The sequence below is a fragment of the Geodermatophilus sp. SYSU D01036 genome (assembly GCF_054050435.1).
On sequence record NZ_JBJGZJ010000001.1, the window covers coordinates 159,250 to 184,284 of the forward strand.

General features: G+C 76.2%; 29 protein-coding genes. 25 read left to right on the forward strand and 4 right to left on the reverse strand.

The genetic code is table 11. The annotated features are described in order from the left end of the window. Positions 1 to 4: 4 nt before the first annotated feature. The 4 genes from ACI8AR_RS00895 to ACI8AR_RS00910 all read left to right on the forward strand — a co-directional run bounded on the left by ACI8AR_RS00895 (position 5) and on the right by ACI8AR_RS00910 (position 3,886). Complete coding sequence (locus ACI8AR_RS00895) at positions 5 to 1,951, forward strand: fumarate reductase/succinate dehydrogenase flavoprotein subunit (protein ID WP_457049287.1); 1,947 nt, start codon at positions 5 to 7, stop codon at positions 1,949 to 1,951. Positions 1,952 to 2,004: 53 nt separating this feature from the next. After that, complete coding sequence (locus tag ACI8AR_RS00900) at positions 2,005 to 2,724, forward strand: succinate dehydrogenase/fumarate reductase iron-sulfur subunit (protein WP_456937418.1); 720 nt, start codon at positions 2,005 to 2,007, stop codon at positions 2,722 to 2,724. Between the two features lie 114 nt (positions 2,725 to 2,838). Further along, positions 2,839 to 3,345: a winged helix-turn-helix transcriptional regulator gene (locus tag ACI8AR_RS00905; protein ID WP_457049288.1), complete on the forward strand. Its 507-nt coding sequence runs from the start codon at positions 2,839 to 2,841 to the stop codon at positions 3,343 to 3,345. Then, positions 3,335 to 3,886 (forward strand): PaaI family thioesterase, encoded by a 552-nt coding sequence (locus ACI8AR_RS00910; RefSeq protein ID WP_457049289.1) that lies wholly within the window; start codon positions 3,335 to 3,337, stop codon positions 3,884 to 3,886. The genes ACI8AR_RS00905 and ACI8AR_RS00910 overlap by 11 nt, the downstream gene beginning before the upstream one ends. 29 nt (positions 3,887 to 3,915) lie before the next feature. On the opposite strand, the gene ACI8AR_RS00915 is transcribed toward ACI8AR_RS00910, so the two are convergent. Further along, entirely contained in the window at positions 3,916 to 4,686 is a 771-nt protein-coding gene (locus ACI8AR_RS00915) for a glycoside hydrolase family 16 protein (RefSeq protein WP_457049290.1), read from the reverse strand. Further along, entirely contained in the window at positions 4,683 to 5,303 is a 621-nt protein-coding gene (locus tag ACI8AR_RS00920) for a hypothetical protein (RefSeq protein WP_457049291.1), read from the reverse strand. The genes ACI8AR_RS00915 and ACI8AR_RS00920 overlap by 4 nt, the downstream gene beginning before the upstream one ends. 206 nt (positions 5,304 to 5,509) lie before the next feature. Between ACI8AR_RS00920 and ACI8AR_RS00925 the strand changes: the two genes are divergently transcribed. From ACI8AR_RS00925 to ACI8AR_RS00965, 9 genes are all read left to right on the forward strand, one after another. Then, positions 5,510 to 6,700 (forward strand): inositol-3-phosphate synthase, encoded by a 1,191-nt coding sequence (locus ACI8AR_RS00925; RefSeq protein WP_457049292.1) that lies wholly within the window; start codon positions 5,510 to 5,512, stop codon positions 6,698 to 6,700. Next, positions 6,697 to 7,611 carry a hypothetical protein gene (locus tag ACI8AR_RS00930; protein WP_457049293.1) on the forward strand — a complete coding sequence of 305 codons (915 nt, stop codon included), beginning with the start codon at positions 6,697 to 6,699 and terminating at the stop codon, positions 7,609 to 7,611. Before ACI8AR_RS00925 ends, ACI8AR_RS00930 begins: the two co-directional genes overlap by 4 nt. Further along, positions 7,608 to 8,630: a methyltransferase domain-containing protein gene (locus ACI8AR_RS00935; RefSeq protein WP_457049294.1), complete on the forward strand. Its 1,023-nt coding sequence runs from the start codon at positions 7,608 to 7,610 to the stop codon at positions 8,628 to 8,630. Before ACI8AR_RS00930 ends, ACI8AR_RS00935 begins: the two co-directional genes overlap by 4 nt. Before the next feature lie 97 nt (positions 8,631 to 8,727). Next, positions 8,728 to 9,738: a Gfo/Idh/MocA family protein gene (locus ACI8AR_RS00940; RefSeq protein WP_457049295.1), complete on the forward strand. Its 1,011-nt coding sequence runs from the start codon at positions 8,728 to 8,730 to the stop codon at positions 9,736 to 9,738. Next, a complete protein-coding gene (locus ACI8AR_RS00945) occupies positions 9,735 to 10,709 on the forward strand; it encodes an MBL fold metallo-hydrolase (RefSeq protein WP_457049296.1) in 975 nt (324 codons plus the stop codon). Before ACI8AR_RS00940 ends, ACI8AR_RS00945 begins: the two co-directional genes overlap by 4 nt. Next, positions 10,706 to 12,169, forward strand: a complete 1,464-nt coding sequence (locus tag ACI8AR_RS00950) for a YcaO-like family protein (RefSeq protein ID WP_457049297.1) — start codon at positions 10,706 to 10,708, stop codon at positions 12,167 to 12,169. The genes ACI8AR_RS00945 and ACI8AR_RS00950 overlap by 4 nt, the downstream gene beginning before the upstream one ends. Further along, entirely contained in the window at positions 12,166 to 12,999 is an 834-nt protein-coding gene (locus ACI8AR_RS00955) for a sugar phosphate isomerase/epimerase family protein (RefSeq protein WP_457049298.1), read from the forward strand. The genes ACI8AR_RS00950 and ACI8AR_RS00955 overlap by 4 nt, the downstream gene beginning before the upstream one ends. Continuing rightward, positions 12,996 to 14,204, forward strand: a complete 1,209-nt coding sequence (locus tag ACI8AR_RS00960) for a glycosyltransferase family 4 protein (RefSeq protein ID WP_457049299.1) — start codon at positions 12,996 to 12,998, stop codon at positions 14,202 to 14,204. Before ACI8AR_RS00955 ends, ACI8AR_RS00960 begins: the two co-directional genes overlap by 4 nt. A gap of 2 nt (positions 14,205 to 14,206) precedes the next feature. After that, complete coding sequence (locus ACI8AR_RS00965; RefSeq protein ID WP_457049300.1) at positions 14,207 to 14,968, forward strand: PIG-L deacetylase family protein; 762 nt, start codon at positions 14,207 to 14,209, stop codon at positions 14,966 to 14,968. Here the strand turns inward: ACI8AR_RS00965 and ACI8AR_RS00970 are convergent. Beyond that, positions 14,961 to 15,362: a DUF1905 domain-containing protein gene (locus ACI8AR_RS00970; RefSeq protein WP_457049301.1), complete on the reverse strand. Its 402-nt coding sequence runs from the start codon at positions 15,360 to 15,362 to the stop codon at positions 14,961 to 14,963. The two genes, ACI8AR_RS00965 and ACI8AR_RS00970, sit on opposite strands and share 8 nt — an antisense overlap. 153 nt (positions 15,363 to 15,515) lie before the next feature. Here ACI8AR_RS00970 and ACI8AR_RS00975 point away from each other — a divergent pair, with 153 nt between their 5' ends. From ACI8AR_RS00975 to ACI8AR_RS01030, 12 genes are all read left to right on the forward strand, one after another. Then, a complete protein-coding gene (locus ACI8AR_RS00975; protein WP_456938542.1) occupies positions 15,516 to 15,764 on the forward strand; it encodes a glutaredoxin family protein in 249 nt (82 codons plus the stop codon). A 294-nt stretch (positions 15,765 to 16,058) separates the two neighbouring features. Next, complete coding sequence (locus ACI8AR_RS00980; protein ID WP_457049302.1) at positions 16,059 to 16,880, forward strand: SDR family oxidoreductase; 822 nt, start codon at positions 16,059 to 16,061, stop codon at positions 16,878 to 16,880. Then, positions 16,877 to 18,820: a Na+/H+ antiporter NhaA gene (gene nhaA / locus ACI8AR_RS00985; protein WP_457049303.1), complete on the forward strand. Its 1,944-nt coding sequence runs from the start codon at positions 16,877 to 16,879 to the stop codon at positions 18,818 to 18,820. The genes ACI8AR_RS00980 and nhaA overlap by 4 nt, the downstream gene beginning before the upstream one ends. Then, positions 18,817 to 19,458 carry an SDR family NAD(P)-dependent oxidoreductase gene (locus ACI8AR_RS00990; RefSeq protein WP_457049304.1) on the forward strand — a complete coding sequence of 214 codons (642 nt, stop codon included), beginning with the start codon at positions 18,817 to 18,819 and terminating at the stop codon, positions 19,456 to 19,458. Before nhaA ends, ACI8AR_RS00990 begins: the two co-directional genes overlap by 4 nt. A gap of 58 nt (positions 19,459 to 19,516) precedes the next feature. Next, complete coding sequence (locus ACI8AR_RS00995; RefSeq protein WP_457049305.1) at positions 19,517 to 19,789, forward strand: DUF1905 domain-containing protein; 273 nt, start codon at positions 19,517 to 19,519, stop codon at positions 19,787 to 19,789. Further along, a complete protein-coding gene (locus ACI8AR_RS01000; RefSeq protein WP_457049306.1) occupies positions 19,786 to 20,178 on the forward strand; it encodes a DUF1761 domain-containing protein in 393 nt (130 codons plus the stop codon). The genes ACI8AR_RS00995 and ACI8AR_RS01000 overlap by 4 nt, the downstream gene beginning before the upstream one ends. Before the next feature lie 267 nt (positions 20,179 to 20,445). Then, positions 20,446 to 20,610 carry a hypothetical protein gene (locus ACI8AR_RS01005; protein WP_457049307.1) on the forward strand — a complete coding sequence of 55 codons (165 nt, stop codon included), beginning with the start codon at positions 20,446 to 20,448 and terminating at the stop codon, positions 20,608 to 20,610. Between the two features lie 94 nt (positions 20,611 to 20,704). Next, positions 20,705 to 22,042 carry a PRC-barrel domain-containing protein gene (locus ACI8AR_RS01010; protein ID WP_457049308.1) on the forward strand — a complete coding sequence of 446 codons (1,338 nt, stop codon included), beginning with the start codon at positions 20,705 to 20,707 and terminating at the stop codon, positions 22,040 to 22,042. A 129-nt stretch (positions 22,043 to 22,171) separates the two neighbouring features. Next, the gene (dhaK, locus tag ACI8AR_RS01015; protein WP_456926342.1) at positions 22,172 to 23,170 is read left to right on the forward strand and encodes a dihydroxyacetone kinase subunit DhaK; all 999 of its coding nucleotides are present in this window, start codon (positions 22,172 to 22,174) and stop codon (positions 23,168 to 23,170) included. Positions 23,171 to 23,184: 14 nt separating this feature from the next. Then, positions 23,185 to 23,805, forward strand: coding sequence for a dihydroxyacetone kinase subunit DhaL (gene dhaL / locus ACI8AR_RS01020; protein WP_457049309.1), 621 nt, complete (start codon positions 23,185 to 23,187; stop codon positions 23,803 to 23,805). After that, complete coding sequence (gene dhaM, locus ACI8AR_RS01025) at positions 23,802 to 24,209, forward strand: dihydroxyacetone kinase phosphoryl donor subunit DhaM (protein WP_456926344.1); 408 nt, start codon at positions 23,802 to 23,804, stop codon at positions 24,207 to 24,209. Before dhaL ends, dhaM begins: the two co-directional genes overlap by 4 nt. Before the next feature lie 61 nt (positions 24,210 to 24,270). Continuing rightward, positions 24,271 to 24,630: a hypothetical protein gene (locus tag ACI8AR_RS01030; RefSeq protein ID WP_457049310.1), complete on the forward strand. Its 360-nt coding sequence runs from the start codon at positions 24,271 to 24,273 to the stop codon at positions 24,628 to 24,630. Positions 24,631 to 24,647: 17 nt separating this feature from the next. Here the strand turns inward: ACI8AR_RS01030 and ACI8AR_RS01035 are convergent, their stop codons facing one another. Then, complete coding sequence (locus tag ACI8AR_RS01035; protein ID WP_457049311.1) at positions 24,648 to 24,947, reverse strand: hypothetical protein; 300 nt, start codon at positions 24,945 to 24,947, stop codon at positions 24,648 to 24,650. Positions 24,948 to 25,035 lie beyond the last annotated feature (88 nt).

A 25,035-nucleotide genomic window follows, 5' to 3' on the forward strand; every position in this document is an offset into this window, starting at 1 on the left:
CCCCATGGCCCTCGACCTGTTCACCGTCGGCGACCCGATCGCCGACACCAAGGCCCCCCGGGACGTCCCGATCGGCGAGCGCTGGAGCGAGCGCCGCTTCCGGGCGAAGCTGGTCAACCCGGCCAACCGGCGCAAGCTGACCGTCATCGTCGTCGGCACCGGCCTGGCCGGCGGCTCGGCCGCCGCCACGCTCGGCGAGGCCGGCTACAAGGTCAAGTCGTTCTGGTACCAGGACAGCCCGCGCCGGGCGCACAGCGTCGCCGCGCAGGGCGGCATCAACGCCGCCAAGAACTACCGCAACGACGGCGACTCGGTGCACCGGCTGTTCTACGACACGGTCAAGGGCGGCGACTTCCGCGCCCGCGAGGACAACGTGCACCGGCTGGCCGAGGTCAGCGTCAACATCATCGACCAGTGCGTCGCCCAGGGCGTGCCCTTCGCCCGCGAGTACGGCGGCCTGCTGGACAACCGCTCCTTCGGTGGCACCCAGGTGTCGCGGACGTTCTACGCCCGCGGCCAGACGGGTCAGCAGTTGCTCTACGGCGCCTACCAGGCCCTCGAGCGGCAGATGGCGGCCGGCACCGTCGAGCAGTTCGCGCGCACCGAGATGCTCGACCTGATCGTCGTCGACGGGCGGGCCCGCGGCATCGTGGCGCGGAACCTGATCACCGGCGAGATCAGCACGCACTTCGCCGACGCCGTCGTACTGGCCACCGGTGGCTACAGCAACGTCTTCTACCTGTCCACCAACGCCAAGGGCTCCAACGCCACGGCGATCTGGCGGGCGCACAAGCGGGGCGCGCTGTTCGCCAACCCCTGCTACACGCAGATCCACCCGACCTGCATCCCGGTGCACGGCGAGTACCAGTCGAAGCTCACCCTGATGAGCGAGTCGCTGCGCAACGACGGCCGCGTGTGGGTGCCCAAGGAGCGCGGTGACACCCGCGACCCGCGGCAGATCCCCGAGGACGAGCGCGACTACTACCTCGAGCGGATCTACCCCTCGTTCGGCAACCTGGTCCCCCGCGACATCGCCTCGCGGCAGGCCAAGAACGTCTGCGACGAGGGCCGCGGCGTCGGCCCCAACGGCCTGGGCGTGTACCTCGACTTCGCCGAGGCCATGCAGCGGCTGGGCCGGCCGGCCATCGAGGCCAAGTACGGCAACCTCTTCGACATGTACGCCCAGATCACGGGTGAGGACCCCTACGAGGTCCCCATGCGGATCTACCCGGCCGTGCACTACACGATGGGCGGTCTGTGGGTCGACTACGACCTGCAGTCGAACATCCCCGGCCTGTTCGTGATCGGCGAGGCCAACTTCTCCGACCACGGCGCGAACCGGCTCGGCGCCAGCGCCCTCATGCAGGGCCTGGCCGACGGCTACTTCGTGCTGCCGAACACGATCAACGACTACCTGGCCTCCGGCCCGTTCGACAAGGTCGACCCGCAGCACCCGGCCGCCGTCGAGGCGCTCGAGGGCGTCCGCGCGCAGACCGAGAAGCTGCTGTCGATCAACGGCACCCGGACCACCGCCTCCTTCCACCGCGAGCTCGGCCGGCTGATGTTCGACCTGTGCGGCATGGAGCGGTCGGAGGAGAGCCTGCGCAAGGCGCTCGACCGGATCCCCGAGATCCGGCAGGAGTTCTGGACCAACGTGAAGGTCCCCGGCGAGGCCGGGCGCTTCAACCAGAGCCTGGAGCACGCCGGCCGCGTCGCCGACTTCATCGAGCTCGCCGAGCTCATGTGCGTCGACGCACTGCACCGCAACGAGAGCTGCGGTGGTCACTTCCGGGCCGAGAGCCAGACCCCCGACGGGGAGGCCCTGCGCGACGACGAGAACTTCGCCTACGTCGCGGCCTGGGAGTGGACGCCCGAGGGCGTCCCGCCGGTCCTCCACAAGGAGGACCTGGAGTTCGAGTACGTCCACCTCGCCCAGCGGAGCTACAAGTAATGAACCTCAAGCTGCGTGTCTGGCGTCAGCGGAGTGCGGCGGAGAAGGGGAGGATGGTGACCTACGAGGTCACCGACGTCTCCCCGGACATGTCGTTCCTCGAGATGCTCGACGTGCTCAACGAGCAGCTCATCCTCGACGGTGAGGACCCGGTCTCCTTCGACCACGACTGTCGCGAGGGCATCTGCGGGTCGTGCGGCGTGATGATCAACGGCCGCGCGCACGGCAACGGCCTGTTCGAGAACCACCCGCAGACCACCACGTGCCAGCTGCACATGCGGTCGTTCAAGGACGGCGACACGATCGACATCGAGCCGTGGCGGGCGACGGCGTTCCCGGTCATCAAGGACCTCGCCGTCGACCGGTCGGCCTTCGACCGGATCATCCAGTCGGGCGGCTACATCAGCGCCCCGACCGGCACCGCCCCCGAGGCGCACTCGATCCTGGTCCCCAAGAAGGACTCCGACGCCGCCTTCGACGCCGCCACCTGCATCGGCTGCGGCGCCTGCGTGGCGGCCTGCCCGAACGCCTCGTCGATGCTGTTCACGGCCGCGAAGGTGACGCACCTGGGGCTGATGCCGCAGGGCCAGCCCGAGCGCAACGACCGCGTGGTCAACATGATCCACCAGCAGGACCTCGAGGGCTTCGGCGGCTGCACCAACATCGGCGAGTGCTCGGCGAGCTGCCCCAAGGGCATCTCGATGGAGAACATCTCCCGGCTCAACCACGACCTGCTCGGCGCCCTGCGCGCCGGCGCGCGTCCCAAGAGCTGAACCCGGCACCCTGACGACCGCCGACGGGCGGGGACTCCTCACGGGGTCCCCGCCCGTCGGCGTCTGCGGGGCCGGCGGGTGGCGCCGGGTCGGTTCGAGGTGCAAACTGACGGCGTGACCGCGCTCTACGACCTCGCGGACCTGCCCGGCCGCCCGTGCACCATCGCCGCCGCCCTGGAACTGGTCGGCGAGCGGTGGTCGCTCCTGGTGGTCCGGGAGGTCTCGCTGGGCAACCACCGCTTCAGCGACATCGCCCGCGGCACCGGGGCGCCCCGGGACCGGCTGACCGCGCGGCTCAACGCCCTGGTCGCCGCCGGGGTGCTCGAGCGCCGGCAGTACAGCGACTCGCCGCCCCGGTCGGGCTACCACCTCACCGCGTCCGGCCGCGACCTGCTGCCGGTGCTGCAGGCGCTGCTGCAGTGGGGCGACCGCTGGGCCGCCGAGGAGCCGCCGGTGCGGCTGACCCACGCGCCGTCCGGGCACGAGGAGCACACCGTCGACGCCGAGTGGGTGTGCCGCACCTGCGGCGAGCCGGTCAACTCCTCGCGGGTCGAGCGGGTGCTCACCCCCGCCGGCCGCGCGCTGTCCGGGCTGCCGGCGACCGAGACCCGTGAGCACTGAGGCCGGCACCGGGACCGACCCCGTCACCGGCGCGCCGGCCGGGTGGGGCGAGCCGCGCTCCCGGACGGTCAGCTGGTTCGACCCCATGGTCACCGCGGCCGGCGGCCGGGAGCGCTCGGGGCTGGAGACGCTGGAGGCGGTGCGCGACGGCGTGCTGCCGCCGCCCCCGATCGCCCGGCTGCTGCAGATGGACCTGGTCGCCGTCGAGGAGGGCCGGGTCGAGTTCACCTGCGCCGTCGACGAGTCGGTCTACAACCCGATCGGCGTCGTCCACGGCGGGCTCGTCTGCACGCTGCTGGACTCCGTCGCGGGCTGCGCGGTGCACACCACGCTGCCGCACGGCGTCGGCTACACCTCGATCGAGCTGAAGGTGACCTACCTGCGGGCGGTCACCCGGGCCAGCGGGCCGCTGACCGCCGTCGGCACGGTGGTCAAGCCCGGCCGCCGGGTCGCCTTCGCCGAGGGGCAGGTCACCGACGCCGCCGGCAAGGTGGTCGCGACGGCGTCGAGCTCGCTGCTGGTCTTCCCGCTGCCGGTCTGAGTCGACGGGAACGGCACGACCGCCCACGGTCACCCGGTTCCCCGGCTCCCCCGGAACCGGTCGACGACGAGCTCGGGGACGACGTAGGGCTCCCCCGGCACCGCCTTCTCCGGGAAGTCGAAGACGGCGACCATCGACTGCAGCGGGTAGTCCGGGGTGACCGCGACCTCGCGCACCACCCGCCCGTCCACCGAGAACGCGGCGCCGTCGGGCCGCCAGTCGACGGCGTAGGTGTGCCAGTCGGCGACGTCGATGCCGGGCCGGGGCGCGGCGAAGTCCTCGGCCAGCCGCGGGTCGCGGAACGGGTGGGTGCCCATCCCGACGGCGGCGCCCTCGACCGGGTCGACGGCGTCCCCGAACACCTCCATGACGCACAGCTCGCCCGAGCGCTCGGGCGCGTCCTCCAGCCCGACCAGCCACCAGGCGACCATCGACCGCGGCGTCACGGTGGCGCGGGCGCGCATCTCCAGCCACCCGTACCGCGGCGTCCAGCCCCAGTGCGCCGGCTGCTCCTCGCGGACCACCGCCCCGGGCCGCACCGGCTGCTGCCCGACCGTGCTGCCGACCGGCCCGGAGAACACGCCGGACTGGATGCCCGAGACCCGCAGCGGCGGGTGGTCGTCGGGGCACCACAGGGGCGTGTCGTCGGGCAGGTACAGCCGCAGGCAGGAGTCGCGGACCTCGTAGCAGGCCGCCGTCGCCGCGCGGGAGCTCCACTGCGGCAGGTAGTGCGGGACCCAGACGTCGCGGTCGAGGTCGTCGCCGTCGAAGTCGTCGACGACGTCGCCGGGGTCGCTCATCGTGACTGCAGCGCGTCCAGCGCCACCGCCATGGACGCGGCGACGCGGAAGTCCAGCCGGGGGTCGGGGACGGTGACGTCGTAGCGGTCGCGGACCGACTTCCGCCGCTCGACGACGAGCACCGGCTGCCCGGTCGCGGTGTCGACGAAGTCGAAGTGGAAGACGAACGGCACCCAGACGTCGCCGAGGTACGGGATGAGCTCCCAGACCCGCCGCAGGATCGCGATGAACGGCCGCCGCTCCCGGCCGACGGCGGTCAGCCCCGACACCGAGAGGTCCCACGTCGAGCGCAGCAGGCTGGCGCCGAACCGCTTGCTGAACGTGCCGAGCGGGCGACCCTGCTCGTCGAGGACGTCGTGCTCGGCGTGCACGTCGAGGCGCTGCCGGGCGCGGAAGGAGAAGACCGGCCGGGTGCGCTCCTCGTCGGCGGTGAACAGCACCTCCTCCTTGAGCTTGAGCCGTTTCTGCTGCGCCATCGCCAGCAGCTCGCCCTCCGCGCCGTCCGGCCCGACGGCGCGGACCTCGTAGCGGTTGACCATCACGGTGATCCGCTGCCGGACGGTGAAGCGCGGGACGACCATCGCGGCGCGGGGCTCGTCGGCGTACGGCACGGTCACGGCGGCACCTCCGGCTCGGGTCCTGACCCCCATCGTGGTCCCCGCGTCCAGGACACGCCGTGCGCAACCAGGTCGAACGCAAGAATCTCGTCCTCACCAAGCGAGTGCACAACTGCTGTGCCAGGGTCGACCCCAGGGGGAGTGTGTCCACTCACACATGTGCGGAGGTCGTGGTGTCGCAAGGGTCCCGTCGCGTCGGCGTCGCTGTGGTCGGACTCGGGGGTGCGGTCGCCACGACCGCCGTCGCCGGGCTGGAGCTGCTCCGGATCGGGGCCGCGGGCACCGACGGGCTGCCGCTCGCCGGGCTGGAGGTGGCCGGCGGGCCGGTCGAGGAGACGACGGGCCTGGTCGGCTACGACGCCCTCGTCGTCCGCGGCTGGGACCTCGACGGCTCGGACCTGCGCAAGGCCGCCGAGCAGCACGCGGTCCTCGACTCCCGGCAGCTGGAGCAGGTCGGGCCGGCGCTGTCGGCGCTGACCCCGTGGCCCGCGGCCGGCGACGCGGACTTCTGCCGCAACGTCACCGGCGGCAACGTGGTGCTCGCCGAGACCCGCCGCGACCAGGTCGACGCGGTCCGCGCCGACCTGCGGCGGTTCCGCGAGGAGGAGGCCCTCGACGGCCTGGTGCTGGTCAACCTCGCCTCGACCGAGCGCTGGCCGGACCCGACGGCGCCCGCGCTGCAGACGGTCGAGGCGTTCGAGGCCGGGCTGGACGCCGACGACCGCGCGATCACCCCGGCGATGGTCTACGCCTACGCCGCGATCGCCGAGGGCGTCGGCTACGTCAACTTCACGCCGTCGCTGGCCGCCGACGTCCCGGCGCTGGTCGCCCTCGCCGAGGCCCGCGGCGTCCCGGTCGCCGGCAAGGACGGCAAGACCGGCCAGACGATGATGAAGACCGTCCTCGCGCCGGCGTTCCGCGCCCGCTCGCTCACCGTCGAGGGCTGGTACTCCACCAACATCCTCGGCAACCGCGACGGGCTCGCCCTCGACGACCCCGACTCGCTCAACAGCAAGCTGCAGACCAAGGGCAGCGTGCTGGACTCGATCCTCGGCTACCCGGTCGAGGACCACGTCGTCCGGATCGACTACTACCGGCCGCGCGGGGACCAGAAGGAGGCCTGGGACGCGATCGACCTGGTCGGCTTCCTCGGGCAGCGGATGCAGGTCAAGGTCGACTTCCAGTGCCGCGACTCGATCCTCGCCGCCCCGCTGGCACTCGAGCTCGCCCGGCTCACCGACCTCGCGCAGCAGCGCGGCGAGGGCGGGGTCCAGCGGCAGCTGGGCTGGTTCTTCAAGGCCCCGACGACCGCCGACGGCAGCGTCCCCGAGCACGCGTTCCACACGCAGGAGGCGACGCTGATCGACTGGCTGGCCGCCGGCGCCCCCGCGCGGTGACCGCCCTCGACTCCCGGGGGACGCTCACCGCGCTGGCCGGCCTGCGGCCGCTGCTGGCCGAGGTCGGCGACGCCAAGCGGGTGCGCGTCGCCGGCACGGCCGGCTCCCTCGCCGAGCAGGCCTTCGCCCGGGCCTGGGCGCGGCTGGTGGCGGGTGAGGACGTCGCCGACGTCGCGTACTCGGAGACGGCGGCCGCGGTCGCCCGCGCCCGGCTGGCCGGCATCGACGCCGGCGTGCTGACCGCCGCCGGGCTCTCCGACGACGAAGCGCTCGCGGTGCTGCGCCGCGGCTTCGACGAGGTCGCCGGGCCGCTCGACGCCGGGCTGCGAGTCCGGCTGCGCGCCGCGCTCGGCTCGCTGCCCTCCCCCGGCTCCCCGCCGGACCTGGCCCCGGCGCTCAACGCCCAGCCGCGGGCGGGCGCGACCGCGCCGGGCAGGCCGCGGATCGTGGTCGAGCCGCCGGAGAGCCACGGCGACCACTGCCTGACCGTCGCCGTCTACGGGGTGCTGGTGGCGCCGGTCGTCGGCGCCGACCCGGTCGCGCCGTTCCTGCTGGGCCTGGCCCACCACCTGCACAACGTCGTCCTGCCCGACGCCGGGTTCGCCGGCGAGGTGCTGCTCGGCGACGCGCTGGACCGGGTGGTGGGCACGCTCGAGGAGCGGGAGCTGGCCGCGCTGCCGGACGCGCTGGCCGGCCGGGTGCGCGGGGTGCTCGCGCTGCGGCCGGGCGCCGACGTACCCGAGGCGCGGGCCTTCCACGCCGCCGACGTGCTGGACCGGGTGCTGCAGGTGCACCACCACGCGCGGGCCGCGGCGTTCACCTCCGCGCAGGCGCTGGACGACCTCGAGCTCGTGCACGCCGGGCCGGTGCAGGCCTACCACCTCGACGTCCTGGCGGCGGCCGGGCTGTGAGCCTCGCCCTCGACGTGCCCGTCGTCGACGGGATCCCGTTCGCCCGCGCCGGCCGGGACGACCTGCGCGCCGAGGTCGCCGGGCTGGTGGCCGCCGGGGAGCCCGACCGGGCGCGGGTGCTGCTGCTCGCCGACGCCGACGACTGGTGGACCGCGCCGCCGCCCCCGCCGGAGCAGCTGGCGCTGGTCCCCTTCGCGCGCACGCTGCGCGAGGCGATGGCCCTGCTGGGCATGGGCCGGGTCGCCGACTACTTCGCGCACCGCTGGTCGGACCCGACCCACCTCGCCGGGCTGGCGCTGCTGCAGGCGCACTGGCCCGGGGACCGGCCGGTGGTCGACGTCGCGTGCGGGATCGGCGCGCACCTGCGCGAGCTGGCCCGCCGCGGGGTGCGCGACCTGCTCGGCGTCGACGTCGTCTGGGCCAAGCTGTGGCTGGCGCGGCGGTTCGTCTGCCCGTCGGCGCGCTACGTGTGCGCCGACCTCACCGCCGCGCCGTCGCTCGCCGTCGGCCCCCCCGCGTACGTCATGTGCCACGACGCCTTCTACTTCCTCCGCGACAAGCCGGCCGCCGCGGCGGCGATGCGCGCGCTGGCCGGGGACGGCGGCACCGTCGTCGTCGGGCACGCGCACGTCGCCGACCCGCACGGGGAGCCGCTGCCGCCGGAGGGCTACGCGGCGGTGCTCGGCACCGACCTGCTCTACGACGACGACGAGCTGACCCGCTCGCTGCTCGGGGGCCGCCCGCCGCGGCCGGCGCCGCCCGCAGACCTGCGCGCCAGCGAGGCGGTGGCGCTGGTGGCCGGGGACCCGCTGTCCCCCGCGCCGGCCGACCTCGGCGAGCCGCTGCCGCCGCTGGCGCCCAACCCGCTCTACCGCGACGGCCGGCTGACCTGGCCGAACGAGCGGTACGCCGTCGAGTACGGGCCGCGCTCGGGCCACCTGCCGCCGCGCTGGCCCGACCCGCTGCCCGCCGACGCCGCGCGCCGCCGGCTGCTGGTCGACCTGCCGGAGGCGTGGTGAGCGCCCGGCCCACCTCCGGTCCAGATCGCGCGATCTCGACCGTCCACGGGGGCCTCCGGCGTCGAGATCACGCGATCTCGGCGGGGAGGGGGACGCCGTGAGCGTCGGGTGGGGCGTCGCCGGCTGCGGCTGGGTGGCCCGCGACCACGCGCTGCCCGGGCTGCTCGCCGTCGACGGCGCCCGGGTGGTGGCGCTGCACGACCTCGACCCGGCGGCGATGGACCGCATGCCGGTCGAGGGCGCCCGGCGGACGGCCGACCTCGCGGAGTTCCTCGCCACCCCCGGCCTGGACGCCGTCTACGTCGCGGTGCCGAACGCCGGGCACCGGCCACTGGTCGAGGCGGCGGCCGCGGCCGGGAAGGCGGTGCTGTGCGAGAAGCCGCTGGCCGCCGACGCCGGCGACGCGCAGGCGCTGGTGGAGGCGTGCGCGCGGGCCGGCGTGCTGCTCGGCACCGCCTACGACCAGCGCTGGCACCCCGCGCACGTGCGGCTGCGCGAGCTGGTGCCCGAGCTCGGCACGGTCACCGCCGTCCGGATCGTCTACTGCTGCTGGCTGCCCGGGGACTGGACGCCCGACGGCCGCCCGCACGACAACTGGCGGGTCGACCCGGCGCGCGCCGGCGGCGGCGCCGCGATCGACCTCGCCCCGCACGGGCTGGACCTGGTCGGCACGCTGCTCGGCGAGGACGTCACCTCGCTGTCGGCGCTGCTGCAGACCCGGGTGCACGACTACGGCGTCGACGACGGCGCGCTGCTCACCGGCACGACCGACTCCGGCGTGCTGGTGAGCCTGCACGTCGCGTTCAACACCCCCGACGCGCTCCCCCGCCGCCGCCTGGAGGTGGTCGGCACCCGCGGCATGGCGGTCACCGTCGACACGATGGGCCAGACGGCGGGAGGCTCGCTCACGCTGTACCGCCCCGACCCGGTGGACGTGCCGTTCGCCGACACCCCGCCGTTCGGCGACCCGTTCACCGCGCAGTTCGCCGCCTTCACCGCCGCGGTCGCGGGCCGCGCGCCGGCGACGACGGCCTGGCCGTACGACCCCGCCCGCGACCTCGCTCTGCACCGCCTGCTCCTCGCCGCTCTCTCCGGAGGGAAACCGTGAGCTCGCCCGACGTCCCCGGCGCCATCGACCGCGCCACCGACCCCGCCGCCGACGACGGCGCGCGGCACGGCGCCAGCCAGGCTCGCCGGGGAGGTGTCGACACCAACCCCTACCGCGGCCTGCTGCCCGACCTGCCCGCCTACGCCTGCACCAACTGCGGGCACTGGCAGCGCTGGCCGGCGCCGGGGCCCGCCGTGTGCCCGGTCTGCGCCGACGTGCGCAACGCGCTGCCCGAGCACGGCTTCGAGTTCGTCACCGACAAGCAGGCCGACGAGCTGGTCACCGGCTTCTGGCGGGCCGCGCCGGTCGACGGCGTCACCGAGTTCGGCACCGAGCCGCGCTTCGGGCTGGACAGCCGCGGCTGGGTGATCGAGACCGACATCGGCCTGGTCGGCTTCGAGTGCGCGCCCTGGTACACCGCCGACATGCTCGCCGAGCTGCGCCGGATGGCCGACGGGAAGGGCGGCTTCCCGGTGCTGGCGTCGTCGCACGTGCACGGCTACGGGGCGCTGTGGCAGCTGCAGCAGGAGCTCGAGCCGCGGGTGGTGTGCGTCAACGTGCACGACCTCGTCTGGACCAAGGCGTTCCGGGTCACCTGGCCGGCCGACGACGTCCTGGCGCTGGCCCCCGGCCTCACGCTGCACCGCACCGGCGGCCACTTCCCCGGGCACTCGGTGCTGCACGACTCGCGCCGCGGGGTCCTCTTCTGCGGCGACTCCCTCAAGGTCGACCTCTCCCCCGACGGCGACCCGGTCGCGCTGAGCGCGCACAAGGCGTTCCACGCGCAGATCCCGCTGTCGCACGGGGAGCTGCGGGAGATGCTCGCCGTCGTCGCGGAGCTGGACTTCGAGGTGGTCGCGACGCCGTTCGAGATGGTCCCCGGGGTCACCACCGACCACGTCGTCCACCTGGTGCAGCGGCTGCTGTCCGGGCCGCCGGACGCCGCGCCCGTCCCGCTGGACGAGCTGTGACGGCGGTCGGCACGACGCCGTCGCAGCGGTACCGCGGCAGCTTCCCCGTCCCGGTCGAGGACTTCGCGATCGAGGGCATCGACGTCCTCGACGTGCCGCTGCACTCGGCGGTGCTGCCGCCCTCGGAGCTGCACCCGGGCGGCAGCGGGCTCGGCTACGGCGCCACCCGCGAGGAGGCTCGCACCGGCGCGATGGGCGAGATGGCCGAGATGGCGCTGTCGCTGCGCGCGCACCAGGGCGTCTCCCGCGAGGAGGGCTCCTACGCGGAGATGACCCGCCGGCACGGCCGCGACCGGGTCGCCGACCCGCGCGAGCTCTGCCTGGAGGCGGGCAGCCCGTACGACGACGACCGGCCGCTGCAGTGGCTGCCCATGACCCGGCTGCGCGACGGCGAGCGGGTGCTGGTCCCGGCCGAGCTGGTGGCGTCGGCGCCCGACGACCTGCCCGGCGCCCCGCCGCCCGGCGGCTGGCTGACCACGGTGATCACCAACGGGCAGGGCGCGGCGTTCGACGCCGACCGGGCGGTCACCCACGCGCTGCTGGAGGTGCTGCAGCGCGACGGCAACACCACGGCGTTCCGCGCGATGGACCGCGGCGTCGTCGTCGACCTCGCCGGGCTCGCCGACCCCGACGCCCGGGCGCTGCTCGACCGGCTCGACGCCGCGGGCATCGACGTGACGGTCAAGCTCGCCTCGACGGAGTTCGGCGTCGTCGGCGTGTACGCGGTCGGCTGCTCGCGGGACGGCTCGGAGCCGGTGCCGGTCATGGCGACGGCGTGCGGGGAGGCGGCGCACCCCGACCGGGACACCGCCGTCCGCAAGGCGCTGCACGAGTTCGCCTCGGCGCGCAGCCGGAAGGCGTTCATGCACGGGCCGTTCGACGTCGTGCTGCCGGCGGCGCCGCCGGGCTACCTGGAGCACTGGCGCACCGGGCACCCGCCGGAGCGGCTGGTCGAGGAGGACCGCGCGCTGCAGGCGATGCTGGCCTGGACGCGGATGGGCACGGCCGCGCTGGTCGACCTGCTGCAGGACACCGTGCTCTCCCGCCGGTCCACCGTGGCGCTGGCCGACCTGTACACCTGGCGCGGGGACGACCTGCACGCGCACGTCACCGGCGCGGTGCAGGCCGCCGGGCACGACGTGCTGGTGGAGCTGCAGCCCTCGGCCGGTGACGCGGTCGCGGCGAAGGTGCTGGTGACCGGCCTGGAGGTCGAGACGATGTCCTACGGGCGGATCGGCGAGCGCGGCGTGCGCCGGCTGCTGGAGCGGGGCGACCCGCTGGTGGCCGTCGGGACCGACCCGGGAGGCTGGGCGCGGGTGCACCTGACCGCCGGCGCCGAGGAGCGCCTGGGCGGGCAGGCCTGGTTCGACCGCGCCGGCGCCGACCGGCGGGTGGGCGCCCTCTACGCGCTGTACCGGGAGCCGGGCCGGCACGTGGTCGCGGAGGTCCTGGCGCAGTGAGCCTGCGGTACGCCTACAACACCAACGGGCTGACCTCGCACCGGCTGTCGGACGCGCTGCCCTTCCTCGCCGACTGCGGCTACGCCGGGGTGGCGCTCACCCTCGACGTCGTCCACCTCGACCCGTTCGCCCCGGACGCGTTCGCGCAGGCCGAGAGGGCGCGGGCGCGGTGCGACGAGCTCGGGCTGGGCGTGGTGGTGGAGACCGGCGCCCGGTTCCTGCTCGACCCGCGGGCCAAGCACGAGCCGACGCTGGTCACCGCCTCCGCCGAGGGGCGGGCGCGGCGGCTGGCCTACCTGCGGCTGGCGTGCGACCTCGCCGAGGTGCTGGGCGCGGAGGCGGTGAGCTTCTGGGCCGGGGTGCCGAGGCCGGGCGTGGACCGCGACGCCGCGTGGGGCTGGGTGGTCGACGGCGTCCGCGCGCTGGTCGACAGCCACGGCGAGCGCTCCTACGCCCTCGCCGTCGAGCCGGAGCCCGGGATGCTGGTCGAGGACTGCGACGGCTGGGCGCGGCTGGCCGCCGAGGCGCCCGGTATCGCGCTGGCGCTCGACACCGGGCACTGCGTCGTCGCCGGTGCGTACGCGCCGGAGGAGGCGGTGGCCCGGTTCGCGCCGTCCCTGGGCACGGTCGCCGTCGAGGGGATGCGCCGCGGCGTGCACGACCACCTGCCGCTGGACGAGGGCGACGTCGACCTGCCGGCGGTGCTGCGCGCGCTGCGGGAGGTGTCGTTCGACCGGCTGGTGACGCTGGAGCTGTCCCGTGACGGGCACCGCGCGCACGAGATGGTGCCGCGCTCGATCGAGACGCTGAGGAGGGCCGAGCAGGCGTGAGGATCTGCTTCGTCAGCCGCCGCTACTGGCCCGCGGTGAGCGGGATGAGCGTCTACGCGGAGAACCTGCTGCGGGAGCTGGTCGCGCTCGGCCACGAGGTGGTGCTGGTCAGCCAGTACCGCGACGACGAGGCCGGCACCCGCGTCTACGGCGGCGGCCCGCCCCCGCCGGACCGCGTGCCCGCCGGCGTCGAGGTGCACGCGCTGCCCAGCCGGGGCGAGACCGTCGTCCCGGCCGACTGGGAGGGCGACGTCGAGGAGCTCGTGCGCACCGTCGTCGGCCTGCACCGCGAGCGCCCGTTCGACGTGCTGCACGCCCAGTACGGCTACCCGCCGGGGCTGGCCGTGCTCGCCGCCGCGCGGGAGACCGGGCTGCCGGCGGTGGTGAGCATCCAGGGCGGCGACGGGCACTGGGTCGGCACCTGCTGCGCCACGCACGCGCACGCCATGCGCGCCGTCGTCGACTCCTCGGGCGCGGTGCTCATCGGCAGCGCCAGCTTCCGGGACGAGGTGGTCGGCAACCTGGGCAGCGACCCGGCGCGGTTCACGATCGTCCCGGGCGCCACCGACACCCGCCGGTTCACCCCGGCCGAGCGGCCGCCGGGCGCGCTGCAGGACCCGCCGGTGCTGCTGTTCCACGGCCGCGTGGACCGCCGAAAGGGGGTGCTCGACCTGCTGGAGGCGCTGCCCGACGGCGTCCGGCTGGTCGTCTCCGGCATCGGCCCCGACCTGGACGAGGCCCGCGCCCGCGCCGACGGGCGGACGGCGTTCCTCGGCTACGTCCCGCCCGGCGAGGCGCCCGCGGTGTACCGCTCGGCCGACGTCTTCGTCAGCCCGACCTACAGCGAGGGGTTCTCCAACACGCTGCTCGAGGCGATGGCCAGCGGGCTGCCGATCGTGAGCACCGACTCGGTCGGCGTCGTCGACTGCCTGCGCGACGGCGAGAACGGGCTGCTGCACGCGCCGGGCGACGTCTCCGGTCTGCGGGCGGCGCTGGACCGGCTGCTGTCCGACGGCGCTCTTCGGCAGCGGCTGGCGGCGACGGCGCTGGAGGAGGTGCGCCGGCTGTACTCGTGGCCGGTGCTGGCCGCCTCGATCGACGACGTCTACCGCTCCGTGGCCGGGTCGACGCCGTCCGCGGACTGGACGATGCCGCCGACGGTCGACCTCTCCTGCCGGTTCCGCGGCGCGGCGCACCTGCTGTGAGGGTGACCGCGGTCAGCCCGCACCTCGACGACGCCGCGTTCTCCGTGGGCGGCACCCTCGCCGCCCTGGCCGACGCCGGGCACGAGGTCACCGTGGTCACCTGCTTCACCCGCAGCCTGCCCGACCCCGAGGGCTTCGCGCTGGCCTGCCAGCTGGACAAGGGCCTGCCGGCCGACGTCGACTACATGGCCCTGCGGCGGGACGAGGACGCCGCCGCGATGGCCGTGCTCGGCGCGACGCCGCTGCACCTGGACCTGGCCGAGGCGCCGCACCGCGGCTACGACAGCGCGGCCGACCTGTTCGCCGGCGTGCACGAGGACGACGACGCGTGGCTGGACGTGCGGGCCGGGCTGGCCGGCCTGCCCGGCGAGCTGTGGCTGGCCCCGCAGGCGCTGGGCGGGCACGTCGACCACCTGCAGGTGCTGCGCGCCGTCGCCGGGACCGGCCGGCCGGTGCTGTGGTGGCGCGACGCGCCGTACGTGCTGCGCGCCCCGGACGCCGTCCCCGGACCGGACCTGCCCGGCGGGCTGACCCCGCTGCAGCTGCCGCAGGACCCCGGCCGGCGGGCCGACGCCTGCGCCTGCTACGCCACCCAGCTCGGCTTCCAGTTCGGCGGCGCGGATGCGATGCGCACCGCGCTGGCCGGCCAGCCCGAGGTGCTGCTCGCCGACGCCGCGGCCCGGGAGCTCAGCCGCCGGTTGCTGTCCCCCGCCCGCTCGTGCTCTGCCCACGACTGTGGGCAGAGCACGACCGCGCTCAGGTGAACCGCTGCTCCAGGTGGACCGAGACCTCCTGGCCCGCCGCGTCCTTGCCGATCGCCCGGCACAGCGCCTTCCGCAGCGGCAGCCGGTGCGGCCCCTCCCCGGACGGCATGCACGTGGCGGTGAAGGGGTGGCCGTCGATCGTGCCGCCCACCTCCACCGCCTTGCGGGTGCCGAACAGCTCGGCCGAGCCGGGGACGGTGAGGTAGGTGGGGAACGCGCCGTCCTTCTCGATCGGCGCGGTGAACGTGGTCGCGAGGTCCTCGGGGGTCATGCCGGTCAGACCGGGGCGGACCTCCGGACTCGTCGCCGGGCCGACGCACCGGGCCCGGGCGGCCCCGGCCCCGTCGATGCCGCGGATGGCCTGCGCCAGGCCGGCGGCCCAGCGGCAGCGCATCGCGCCAGGAGCGCAGGCCGTGCCGCGGGGACCACGGGGTTCCCGACCGCCGTCCCACCCGCCGCACGCGGGAACCCCGTTGCCCCACCGGCCGCCGCCCTGGGACCGTGGCGGCCCGGGGGACCCAGCGACGTCCCGAGAGCGGAGTCCGCCATGACCGACGAGGCCGTCACCGTCTACTACAAGCCGGGGTGCCCCTACAGCACCGCGCTGCGGGCCAAGATGACCGCCACCCGGCTCCCCCACCGCGCGGTCCGGTTCGCCGACGACCCGGAGGCGGCCGCCGAGGTCCGGGCACGCCACCCGCAGGGCTGGGAGGTCTCGCCCACCGTCGTCGTCGGCGGCCGGTACCTGACCAACCCGAGTCTGCGCGAGGTCCGCGAGGCGATGGCCGGGCGCTGACGGCGCTCGCGCCGCCCCCCCGGGACCGGTCGCGGGCCCGGCGGACGGGTGCGCGGCCACCGCCGAGCGGCTCGGCGCCACCGTGCTGCGCACCGCCCAGAACACCTGGACCCGCACCGCCCTGCTGCGCGACCCGCAGGGCGCGGAGCTCACCGTCAGCCGGTTCACCCCGCCGGACGGCGACCGGTGACGTCCGTGCCCGGCCGGCTGCGCGGCCTCGCCGCGCACGTCGACCGGGACGCCCCCGGGACGGCATGATCGGGACGCCCCCTGCTGACCTCCGAGAGGGGAACCGTGTCCTCACCCTCCCCGGCCATCCGGCCGGCCCCGGGCGCGCTCGACGGCAGGGTCGCCGTCGTCACCGGCGCCAGCAGCGGCATCGGCGCCGCGACGGCGCGCTCGCTGGTGGCCGCCGGCTGCCGCGTCGCGCTCCTGGGCCGCCGCGGCGACCGCCTGCAGGCCGTCGCCGACAGCACCGCCGACCCCGCCCGCACCCTCACCGTCGCCGCCGACGTCTCCGACGGGCTCGACCTCGCCGACGCCCTCGACGCCCTGCACGACCGGTTCGGCCCCGCCGACCTGGTCGTGGCCGGTGCCGGCGTGCTCACCGGCGCGCCGTTCGAGGACGGCGTGCCCGCCGAGTGGATCGAGATGATCGACGTCAACCTCGGCGGCATCCTCCGCACCGCGCAGACCTTCGCCCGCGACCTGCTGGCCACCGCCGAGACCGGCCGCCCGGCCGACCTGTTCCTCATCGGCGCGCTCGCCGGCCAGGTGCGCTTCCCCGGCTACGCCGTCTACTCGGCGGTCGAGGCCGCGGTCGCCCAGCTGGCCCGGGCGCTGCGCGCCGAGTACGGCCGCCGCGGCGTGCGCGTGCACGTCGTCGCCCCCGGCCTCACCGACACCGACCTCGGCTCCGAGATCAGCCACGACGGCACCGCGCGCGGCTGGGCCGAGCACCGCGAGGTCGTCGTCCCGATGGACCCCGACGACGTCGCGCGCACCGTGCTCTTCGGCGCCGGCCTGCCGCCGCGGGTCAACGTCGCCGAGCTCCTGGTGCTGCCCACCCGCCAGGACCCCTACCTGCCCACGCGGCGCGGGACGGGGGTCCGGTGAGGGGCACCCCGCGGGGCGAGCTGGAGCGGCCCTCGGCGCCCGGCCGCGTGCTCCGGCTGGCCGACTCCGACGCCGCGGCCGCCGCCGTGCTGCTGGCCGCGACGCTGGTGGCGCTGGTGTGGGCCAACGTGCCGGGCTCGACCTACGAGGAGACCTGGCACACGCCGTTCGCCGTCAGCCTGGGCGACACGGTCCTCGAGATGGACCTGCGGCACTGGGTCAACGACGCGCTGATGGCGCTGTTCTTCTGCCTGATCAGCCTCGAGGTCAAGCGGGACCTGGTGCTCGGCGAGTTCCGCGACACCCGCCGCATCCGCATCCCGGTCGTCGCCGCGCTGGCCGGGCTGGTCGTGCCCGCCCTGGTCTTCCTCGCGGTGACCGGGCTCAGCGACCAGCCCGGCGAGGCGCGCGCCGCCTGGGGCGTGGTGATCTCCACCGACACCGCGTTCGTGCTCGGCCTGCTGGCGGTCGTGGGCCGGGCGGTGCCGGTCAACCTGCGCGCGTTCGTGCTCGCGCTGTCGGTGGTCGACGACGTCGGCGCGCTGGCGGTCATCGCCGTCGCCTACACCGAGGACCTCACCCTGCTGCCGCTGGCGGTGGCCGCCGTCGGGCTGGTCGCGGTGGTGTGGCTGCGGCGGATGCGGGTGTGGCGCGGCGGGGCCTACCTGCTGGTCGCGGTGCCGGTCTGGCTGGGCGTGCTGGCCTCCGGCGTGCACCCGACGGTGGCCGGCGTCGCGATCGGCCTGCTGCTGCCGGTGTACCCGCCCAGCGCGGACGAGGTCGACGCCGCCGAGGCCGCGGCCCGGGACTACGGGCGCACGCCGACCTCCAGCGGGGCGCACCGGGCGGTGCTCAGCCTGACCCGGTCGGTGTCGATCAACGAGCGCGGGCAGCGGCTGTTCCGGCCGTGGGTCAACCTCGCCGTCGTCCCGGTGTTCGCGCTGGCCAACGCCGGGGTGGTGCTCAGCGCCGAGACGCTGTCCGCCGCCGCGACCTCCGGCCTGACCTGGGCGATCGTGATCGGGCTCGTCGTCGGCAAGGTGGTCGGCGTGACCACCGCGTCGCTGGCCGCCGTCCGGCTCGGGATCGGCCGGCTGCCGTCGGGGCTGTTCCCGCGGCACGTGTTCGCCGCCGGCGTGCTCAGCGGGGTCGGCTTCACGATCTCGCTGTTCATCATCGACCTGGCCCTCGACGACGAGGCGCTGGCCGCGCAGGCGCGGATCGGCGTGCTCGGCGCGTCGGTCCTCGCGGCGCTGCTGGCCCTGGGCGCGGTCGCCGTCGTCCGGGCGGTGGACCGGTCCCGGCTGCCCGGCCGGCAGCGGCTGGCCCGGCCGGTGAGCGCCACGCGCGACCACGTCCGCGGCCGGGTCGGCGCGCCGATGGAGCTCGTCGTCTACGCCTCGTTCGTGTTCACCAACGCCGGGCGCACCGCCGAGGTGGTCGACGAGCTGCGGCAGGTCCTCGGCGACGACCTCGTCTTCGTCTACCGCCACCTGCTCACCGACGACCCGGCCTCGGCCCGCGCCGCCGAGGCGGCCGAGGCCGCCGCCGCGCAGTCGCGGTTCTGGCCGATGCACGACGCGCTGGCCGCCCGGGCCGGGCGCCTGGACGACCGGGCGATCCGCCGCTGCGCCGTCGACGCCGGGCTGAACCTCGCCCGGGTCGACGACGCCGTGGCCTCCGGCGCGCACGCCGCGCGCGTCCGCGAGGACGACGACGACGCCCGCGCGATGGCCCTGGACGAGCCGCCGCGGTTCTTCGTCAACGGCCAGCTCTACGACGGCCCGCTCGACGTCGGGCCGATGCGGACCGCGCTCGAGCAGACCGCCGGGCGGTCCCGGGTGCGGGCGGCCGCGCCGGCGGACGCGCCGGCCGAGGACGCGCTGCCGGTGCGCTCGCCGGCGGTGCGGGAGACCGCCGACGCGGAGCCGGTGGCGTGACCGCACCGGGAGGGGTGCGACCGGTCGCCGGCCGCCGCGCCGTCGTCATCGGGCTGCCGCTGATCGCCGACGCCGTGGTCGCCGAGCTGACCGCGGCGGGGGCGGTGGTCGAGCAGGTCGGCTCCGCGCGCGACGTGCTCGCGGCCGCGGACGGCGTGCGCGAGCGGCTGGGCGGCGTCGACCTGGTGGTGGCCGTGCTGGGCGGCGTCGGCGGGGGCCCGTTCGGGCTGTCGCCGGCCGAGCGGTGGGCGGAGACCATCGAGCAGGGCGCCGGCGACGCGGTGCTGGCGGCGCGCGCGTTCCTCGACGACCTGCTCACCGCGGCGGCCAACGACTCCGCCGCCGACCTGGTGCTGGTCGGGTCGGCGGCGGCGTCGGAGCTGGTGCCCGCGTTCGCCGTGCACGCCGCCACGGCCGCCGGCGCCGCCCAGCTCGCCCGCACGCTGCGGCTGGAGCTGGGCGGCACCCTGGTGCGGGTGCGGCACGTCGCCGTCGGCTGGGTGTCCCCCGCCGCCGCGGCCGACGGCGGGAACGCGCTGCTCCCCGAGGACGTCGCGCAGACCGTGCTGTTCACCCTCACCCTGCCGCCGACGACGAACGTCGCCGAGGTGTCGCTGCTGGCCACCCGCAGCGGCTGAGCGATGAGTGCGGGGGCCGGCGCCGGTCTCCCCTGCACCCGGCACGAGGAGGCGGACGGTGGACGAGCGGTTCAGGGCGACCCTGCGGAGGAGCCCGGCACCCGGCGGGTGGACCTACCTGGTGTGGCCGGAGTCGGTGCGGGTGTTCGGCACCCGCGGGCGGGTGGAGGTGGCCGGGACGATCGACGGCGAGCCGTTCCGCACCTCCTTCATGGCGCTCGGCAACGGGACCCACGAGCTCCCGGTGGCCGCCGGGATCCGGAAGGCCATCGGCAAGCAGGCCGGCGACGAGGTCGAGGTGCACCTGCTCGAGCGGATCGGGACGCGGTGAGCGGGGTGGCGCCGGGGCGGGTCGCGGCGGCGTCCGCGGCCGCGTTCGTGGCGAGCTCGGCCTGGTACACGGCCTTCGGCGAGCGGCTGGCCCGCCTCGACGAGGCCTACGCGCAACCGGGCCCGTCCCCGGCGGCCATCGCGCCGGTGGAGCTGGTGCGCAGCGGGGTGGTCGCCGCCGCGGTGTCGGTGCTCGCCGACCGGCTGCCGGCCCGCGGTCCGCGCGCGGCGCTCACGCTCGGCGCCGGGCTGTGGGCGGCGTTCCCGCTGGTGCTGCTCATCGGGTCGGTCGTCCACGAGCGGGTGCCCTGGCAGCAGGCCGCGATCCACGCCGGCGACTGGCTGGTGAAGCTGCTGCTGGTCTCCGCCGTCGTCGGCCGCGACGGCTGAGCGGGTGCGCCGGGGCCGCGTCCCGGGGGCCGGGACGCGGCCTCCGCGCACCCGCTGGCGATCAGCCGGCGGCGGCCCCCGCCCGTGCGCGGTCCCGCCACTCCCGCGGGCTGACGCCGTACCCCGCCCGGAACCGGCGGGCGAAGCAGGAGGCGTCGGGAGAGCCCCAGCGCCGGGCGACCGCGGCGATCGAGCGGTCGCCCGCCCGCGGCGCAGGTCCGGTACAGCTGCCGCACCGACACCGCGTGCGCCCGCGCGGTGGAGCTCGTGGCCTTCCCCGACCGCGGGCACTCGCTCGGCGCGGACTCCGGCTGGGAGGAGGTGGCCGGCACCGTGCTCGCCTTCCTGGCCCGCCACGGCGTCGGCGCGCCCTCCCCCGAGCCGGTGGAGGGGGTGCACCGAGGTCCGGGCCGCCGCCGCGGGCTCCCGTGATCGGCACGGGTGGCGCCGGGACGACCGGGGTAGGGCCGCCCGGACGGCAGCGCCGGGCCATCCCGGCCCGGCCCCGAGAAGTGGGGAGGCGACCATGGCACTGCCCGAACGGGACTCAGTTGTCGACTGGGTCGGCAGGACGGTGGTCGACCGGCACGGCGCGGAGATCGGCAGGGTGACGCACCTGCTCGCCGACGAGGACACCGGCCGGCCGGAGTGGCTGTACGCGGACATGGCCGGCACGACGGTCGTCGTCCCGCTGTTCGACGCGACCGGCGAGGGCGACCGGGTGCAGGTGGTGGTCGACCGCGGGCTGGTCGACGGCGCCCCGCGCTTCGGCGAGAGCCGCGAGCTGACCACCGACCAGGAGGCGGCGCTCTACCGCCACTACGGCATCGAGGCGACCACCGAGACCTCCGAGAGCCTGCTGCCGGCGCCCGACGCCGAGCCGCCGGCGACGACCGCGGTGGCGGTGCCGGCCGAGGAGGTGGCGCCCCTGCCCACCCCCGACGCCGACGAGGAGCTCCCGCCCCCGCCGCCGGTGGCCCAGCCCGGCGACACGGACTTCGGCCGCGCCGACCAGCCCCAGGGCCGGTCGCTGGCCACCCGCGCCGGCGGGGCCGCGGGTGGGCTCGCCGCGCTCCTGGCGCTCGGCGGCCTGCTGTTCGCGGTGCTGCGGCGGCGCCGGCAGCCGGCCGCGCCGGTGTCCCGCCGGGCGCGGCGCGGCGCGAAGGCCGCCCGGCGCACCGGGGGGAAGGCCGCCCGGCGGACCGGGCGGAAGGCCGCCCGGCAGGCGCGCGCGGTGCCGGCGGCCGGCCGGGCGCGGGTGGAGCACCTCGTGGCCGCGGCCGCGCCGGTCGTCGCCGACGCCGCCTCGTCGGTGCGGGAGGCCGCCCGCGGCGGCGCGTCCGCGGCCGGGCCCGCCGTGGCCAACGCCGCGCACCTGGTCAGCGAGGCCGCCCGCGGTGTCGGCGAGGCAGCCCGCGGCGGCGCGTCGGCGGCCGGGCCGGTCCTGGCGACCGCCGCCCAGCGCGTCGGCGAGGTGACCCGGACCGGCGCCGCGGCAGCCGCTCCGCTGCTGGCCACCACGGGCCACGCGCTGCAGACCGGCGCCAGCGTCGGCGCGGAGGCCGCGAAGCAGGCCCTCGACGCCCTCCCGGAGCTCACGTCCACGGTGGTCTCCCGGGCCACCGAGGCGGGCGCCGAGATCGGGCAGGCCGCCCTCCGCGCGGCCGCGCGGGTCAGCGGCGCGGTCGAGGCGGTGCCCGAGGAGGTCGCCGAGGTGGGCCACCGCATCCGCAAGCGCGGCCGGCGCGCCGTCCGGCTGACCTCGCTCGGCGCCGGCCTGGGGACCGGATACGTCGCCGGCGCCCGCTACGGCGACTACGAGCAGATCCAGCGGGCCGCCGCGCGCGTCACCGGCCGGGGCTGACCGCCGCACGGTGCCCCCGGGTGCAGGCTCCGTCCTGCACCCGGGGGCACCGCCTCGTTGTGCCACGGATCACATGAGCCCTAGCCTCCGGGGCGGTCCCTGCTCGACTCCCCCGAGGTCAGGTGCACGATGAAGAAGCTCATCAACGACCCCGCCGACGTCGTCTCCGACGCCCTCCGCGGCATGGAGCTGGCCCACCCGGACCTGCTGCGGGTCGACCACGAGAACCGGGTGGTGTTCCGCCGCGACGCGCCCGTGCAGGGCAAGGTCGGCATCGTCTCCGGCGGCGGTTCCGGTCACGAGCCCATGCACGGCGGGTTCGTCGGCCGCGGCATGCTCGACGCCGCCTGCGCCGGGGAGGTGTTCACCTCGCCGGTGCCCGACCAGATGCAGGCGGCCACCGCGGGCGTCTACAGCGGCGCGGGCGTGCTGCACATCGTGAAGAACTACACCGGCGACGTCATGAACTTCGAGATGGCCGCCGAGCTGGTCGCCGCCGAGAGCGGCATCGAGGTGGCCACCGTCGTCGTCGACGACGACGTCGCCGTCACCGACAGCCTCTACACCGCCGGCCGCCGCGGCGTCGGCACCACGGTGCTGCTGGAGAAGATCGTCGGCGCCGCCGCCGAGGAGGGCCGGCCGCTGATCGAGGTGGCCGACCTGGCCAAGCGGGTCGACGACGCCGGCCGCAGCATGGGCATGGCGCTCACCTCCTGCACCGTGCCCGCCGCCGGGACGCCGACCTTCCAGCTCGGCGACGACGAGATGGAGATCGGCATCGGCATCCACGGCGAGCCCGGCCGGCGCCGGGTGCCGCTGGCTCCCGCCCGCGAGGTCGCCGCGATGCTGGTCGAGCCGATCCTCGCCGACCGGAGGTACACCGACGGCGTCATCTGCTTCGTCAACGGCATGGGCGGCACCCCGCTGATCGAGCTGTACGTCGTCTACGCCGAGGTGGCCGCGATCCTGGAGAAGGCGGGGATCGGGATCGCCCGGTCGCTGGTCGGTCCGTACATGACCAGCCTGGAGATGGCCGGCTGCTCGGTCACCCTCCTGCAGGCCGACGACGAGATGCTGCGGCTGTGGGACGCGCCGGTGGTCACCCCGGGCCTGCGGTGGGGGGCCTGAGCGTGGCGGTGGGCGTGGACGACCTCACCGCCTGGCTGCGCCGGTTCGCGGAGTCCGTGCACGAGCAGCGTGACCGGCTGACCGCGCTCGACGCCGCCATCGGCGACGCCGACCACGGCGCCAACATGGACCGCGGCATGACCGCCGTCGTCGCCACGCTGGACGACGCCCCGCCGGCCGACGCCGCGGCGCTGCTCAAGAAGACCGGCGCCACCCTGGTGAGCAAGGTCGGCGGGGCCAGCGGCCCGCTGTACGGGACGCTGTTCCTGCGGATGGCCGGCGCGGCCGGCGGGGGCGACCTCGACGACGCCGCGTTCGCCCGGGCGCTGCGGGCGGGCCTGGACGGCGTGGTCGCCCGCGGCAAGGCCGAGCCCGGCGACAAGACGATGGTCGACGCGCTGGGCCCGGCCTGCGACGCCCTCGACGCCGCGGTGGAGGCGGGCAAGCCGTTGGCCGACGCGCTCGCCGCGGCGGCGGACGCGGCGGCGCAGGGCCGGGACGCGACCGTGCCGATGGTCGCCCGCAAGGGCCGGGCCAGCTACCTCGGCGAGCGCAGCGCCGGGCACCAGGACCCGGGGGCGACGTCGACGGCGCTGCTGGTCGAGGCCGCCGCGGCGACCCTGGGACGGTCGTGAGCGTCGGCCTCGTCGTCGTCTCGCACAGCCGGGCGCTGGCCGACGCCGCCGTCGAGCTGGCGCGGCAGATGCTGCCCGGGCGGGAGCTGGCGATCGCCGTCGCGGCGGGCACCGAGGACGGCGGGCTCGGCACCGACGCCGCCGCGGTGGCCGACGCGGTCGGGCAGGCCGACTCCGGCGACGGCGTCGTCGTCCTCATGGACCTCGGCAGCGCGGTGCTCTCGGCCGAGACCGCGCTGGAGTTCCTCGACGACGACGTCCGGTCGCGGGTGACCCTCTCCCCGGCGCCGCTGGTGGAGGGGCTGGTCGGCGCGGTCGTGCTGGCGTCGACCGGCGCCTCCCGCGCGCAGGTCGCCGCCGAGGCCGAGCGCGGGCTGGCGCCCAAGCAGGCGCACCTGGCGTGACGCCTGGGACGCACGGGACGGCGGCCTTCCCACGGGGACGCCGCCGGCCGATGAGCCGGGCATGCGCGCCAGCCACGTCGCCACCGCCCTCGCCGCCTTCACCGCCGGCCTGACCGCCGCGTCCGCGCTGCACCGCCGCGCCGGCCGCCCGGCCCCGACTCCCGTCGTCGACACCGCCGTCGACACCACCGTCGACACCGCCGTCGACACCGCCGTCGAGCCGGCCATGCCGGCCGTGGCGCGGGACGCCGTCGTCCTCCCCTTCCCCCGCCCGGCGCTGCCCGCCGAGCAGGCCCCCGCGGCACCAGCCGCCCGGCCGGCCCGCTGCGGCGACACCGGCGGCGTGACGAGGGCCGGCGCACCGTGCGCCGCCCGCGCCACCAGCGGCGGCCGCTGCCACCACCACCCGCTGGCCGCCTGAAGACCGCCGCGCTGCGGCTACGCCCTGTCGTCGACCACGTTGACGTAGCCCTCCCGGCCGATCAGCCGGTAGCAGAGGTACCCGTTCGCGTTGGCGTCGAGGGTGGCGAAGGCGGCCTCGACGTCCGCCACGACCTGCTGCCGCGGCTGGTCCGGGTTCAGTCCCACGAGGACCTTGGTCAGCTGGCGCGCGTCGGCCAGCGTCAGCCCCGCCGAGCAGGTGCCCGGCTGCGGCGGAGCGGCCACAGCGGGCGCGGCGAGGCCGACGGCGGCGAGCACGCCGGCGGTGACGACGGCAGCGCGGACGGACGGGCGCATGAGGACCTCCGTGGTGTCGCCCGGACCTCGAGGTGATCCGGGTCACTCCTCCTGGGAGGCCGGACCGTAGCGTCCGACGTGCGGGAAT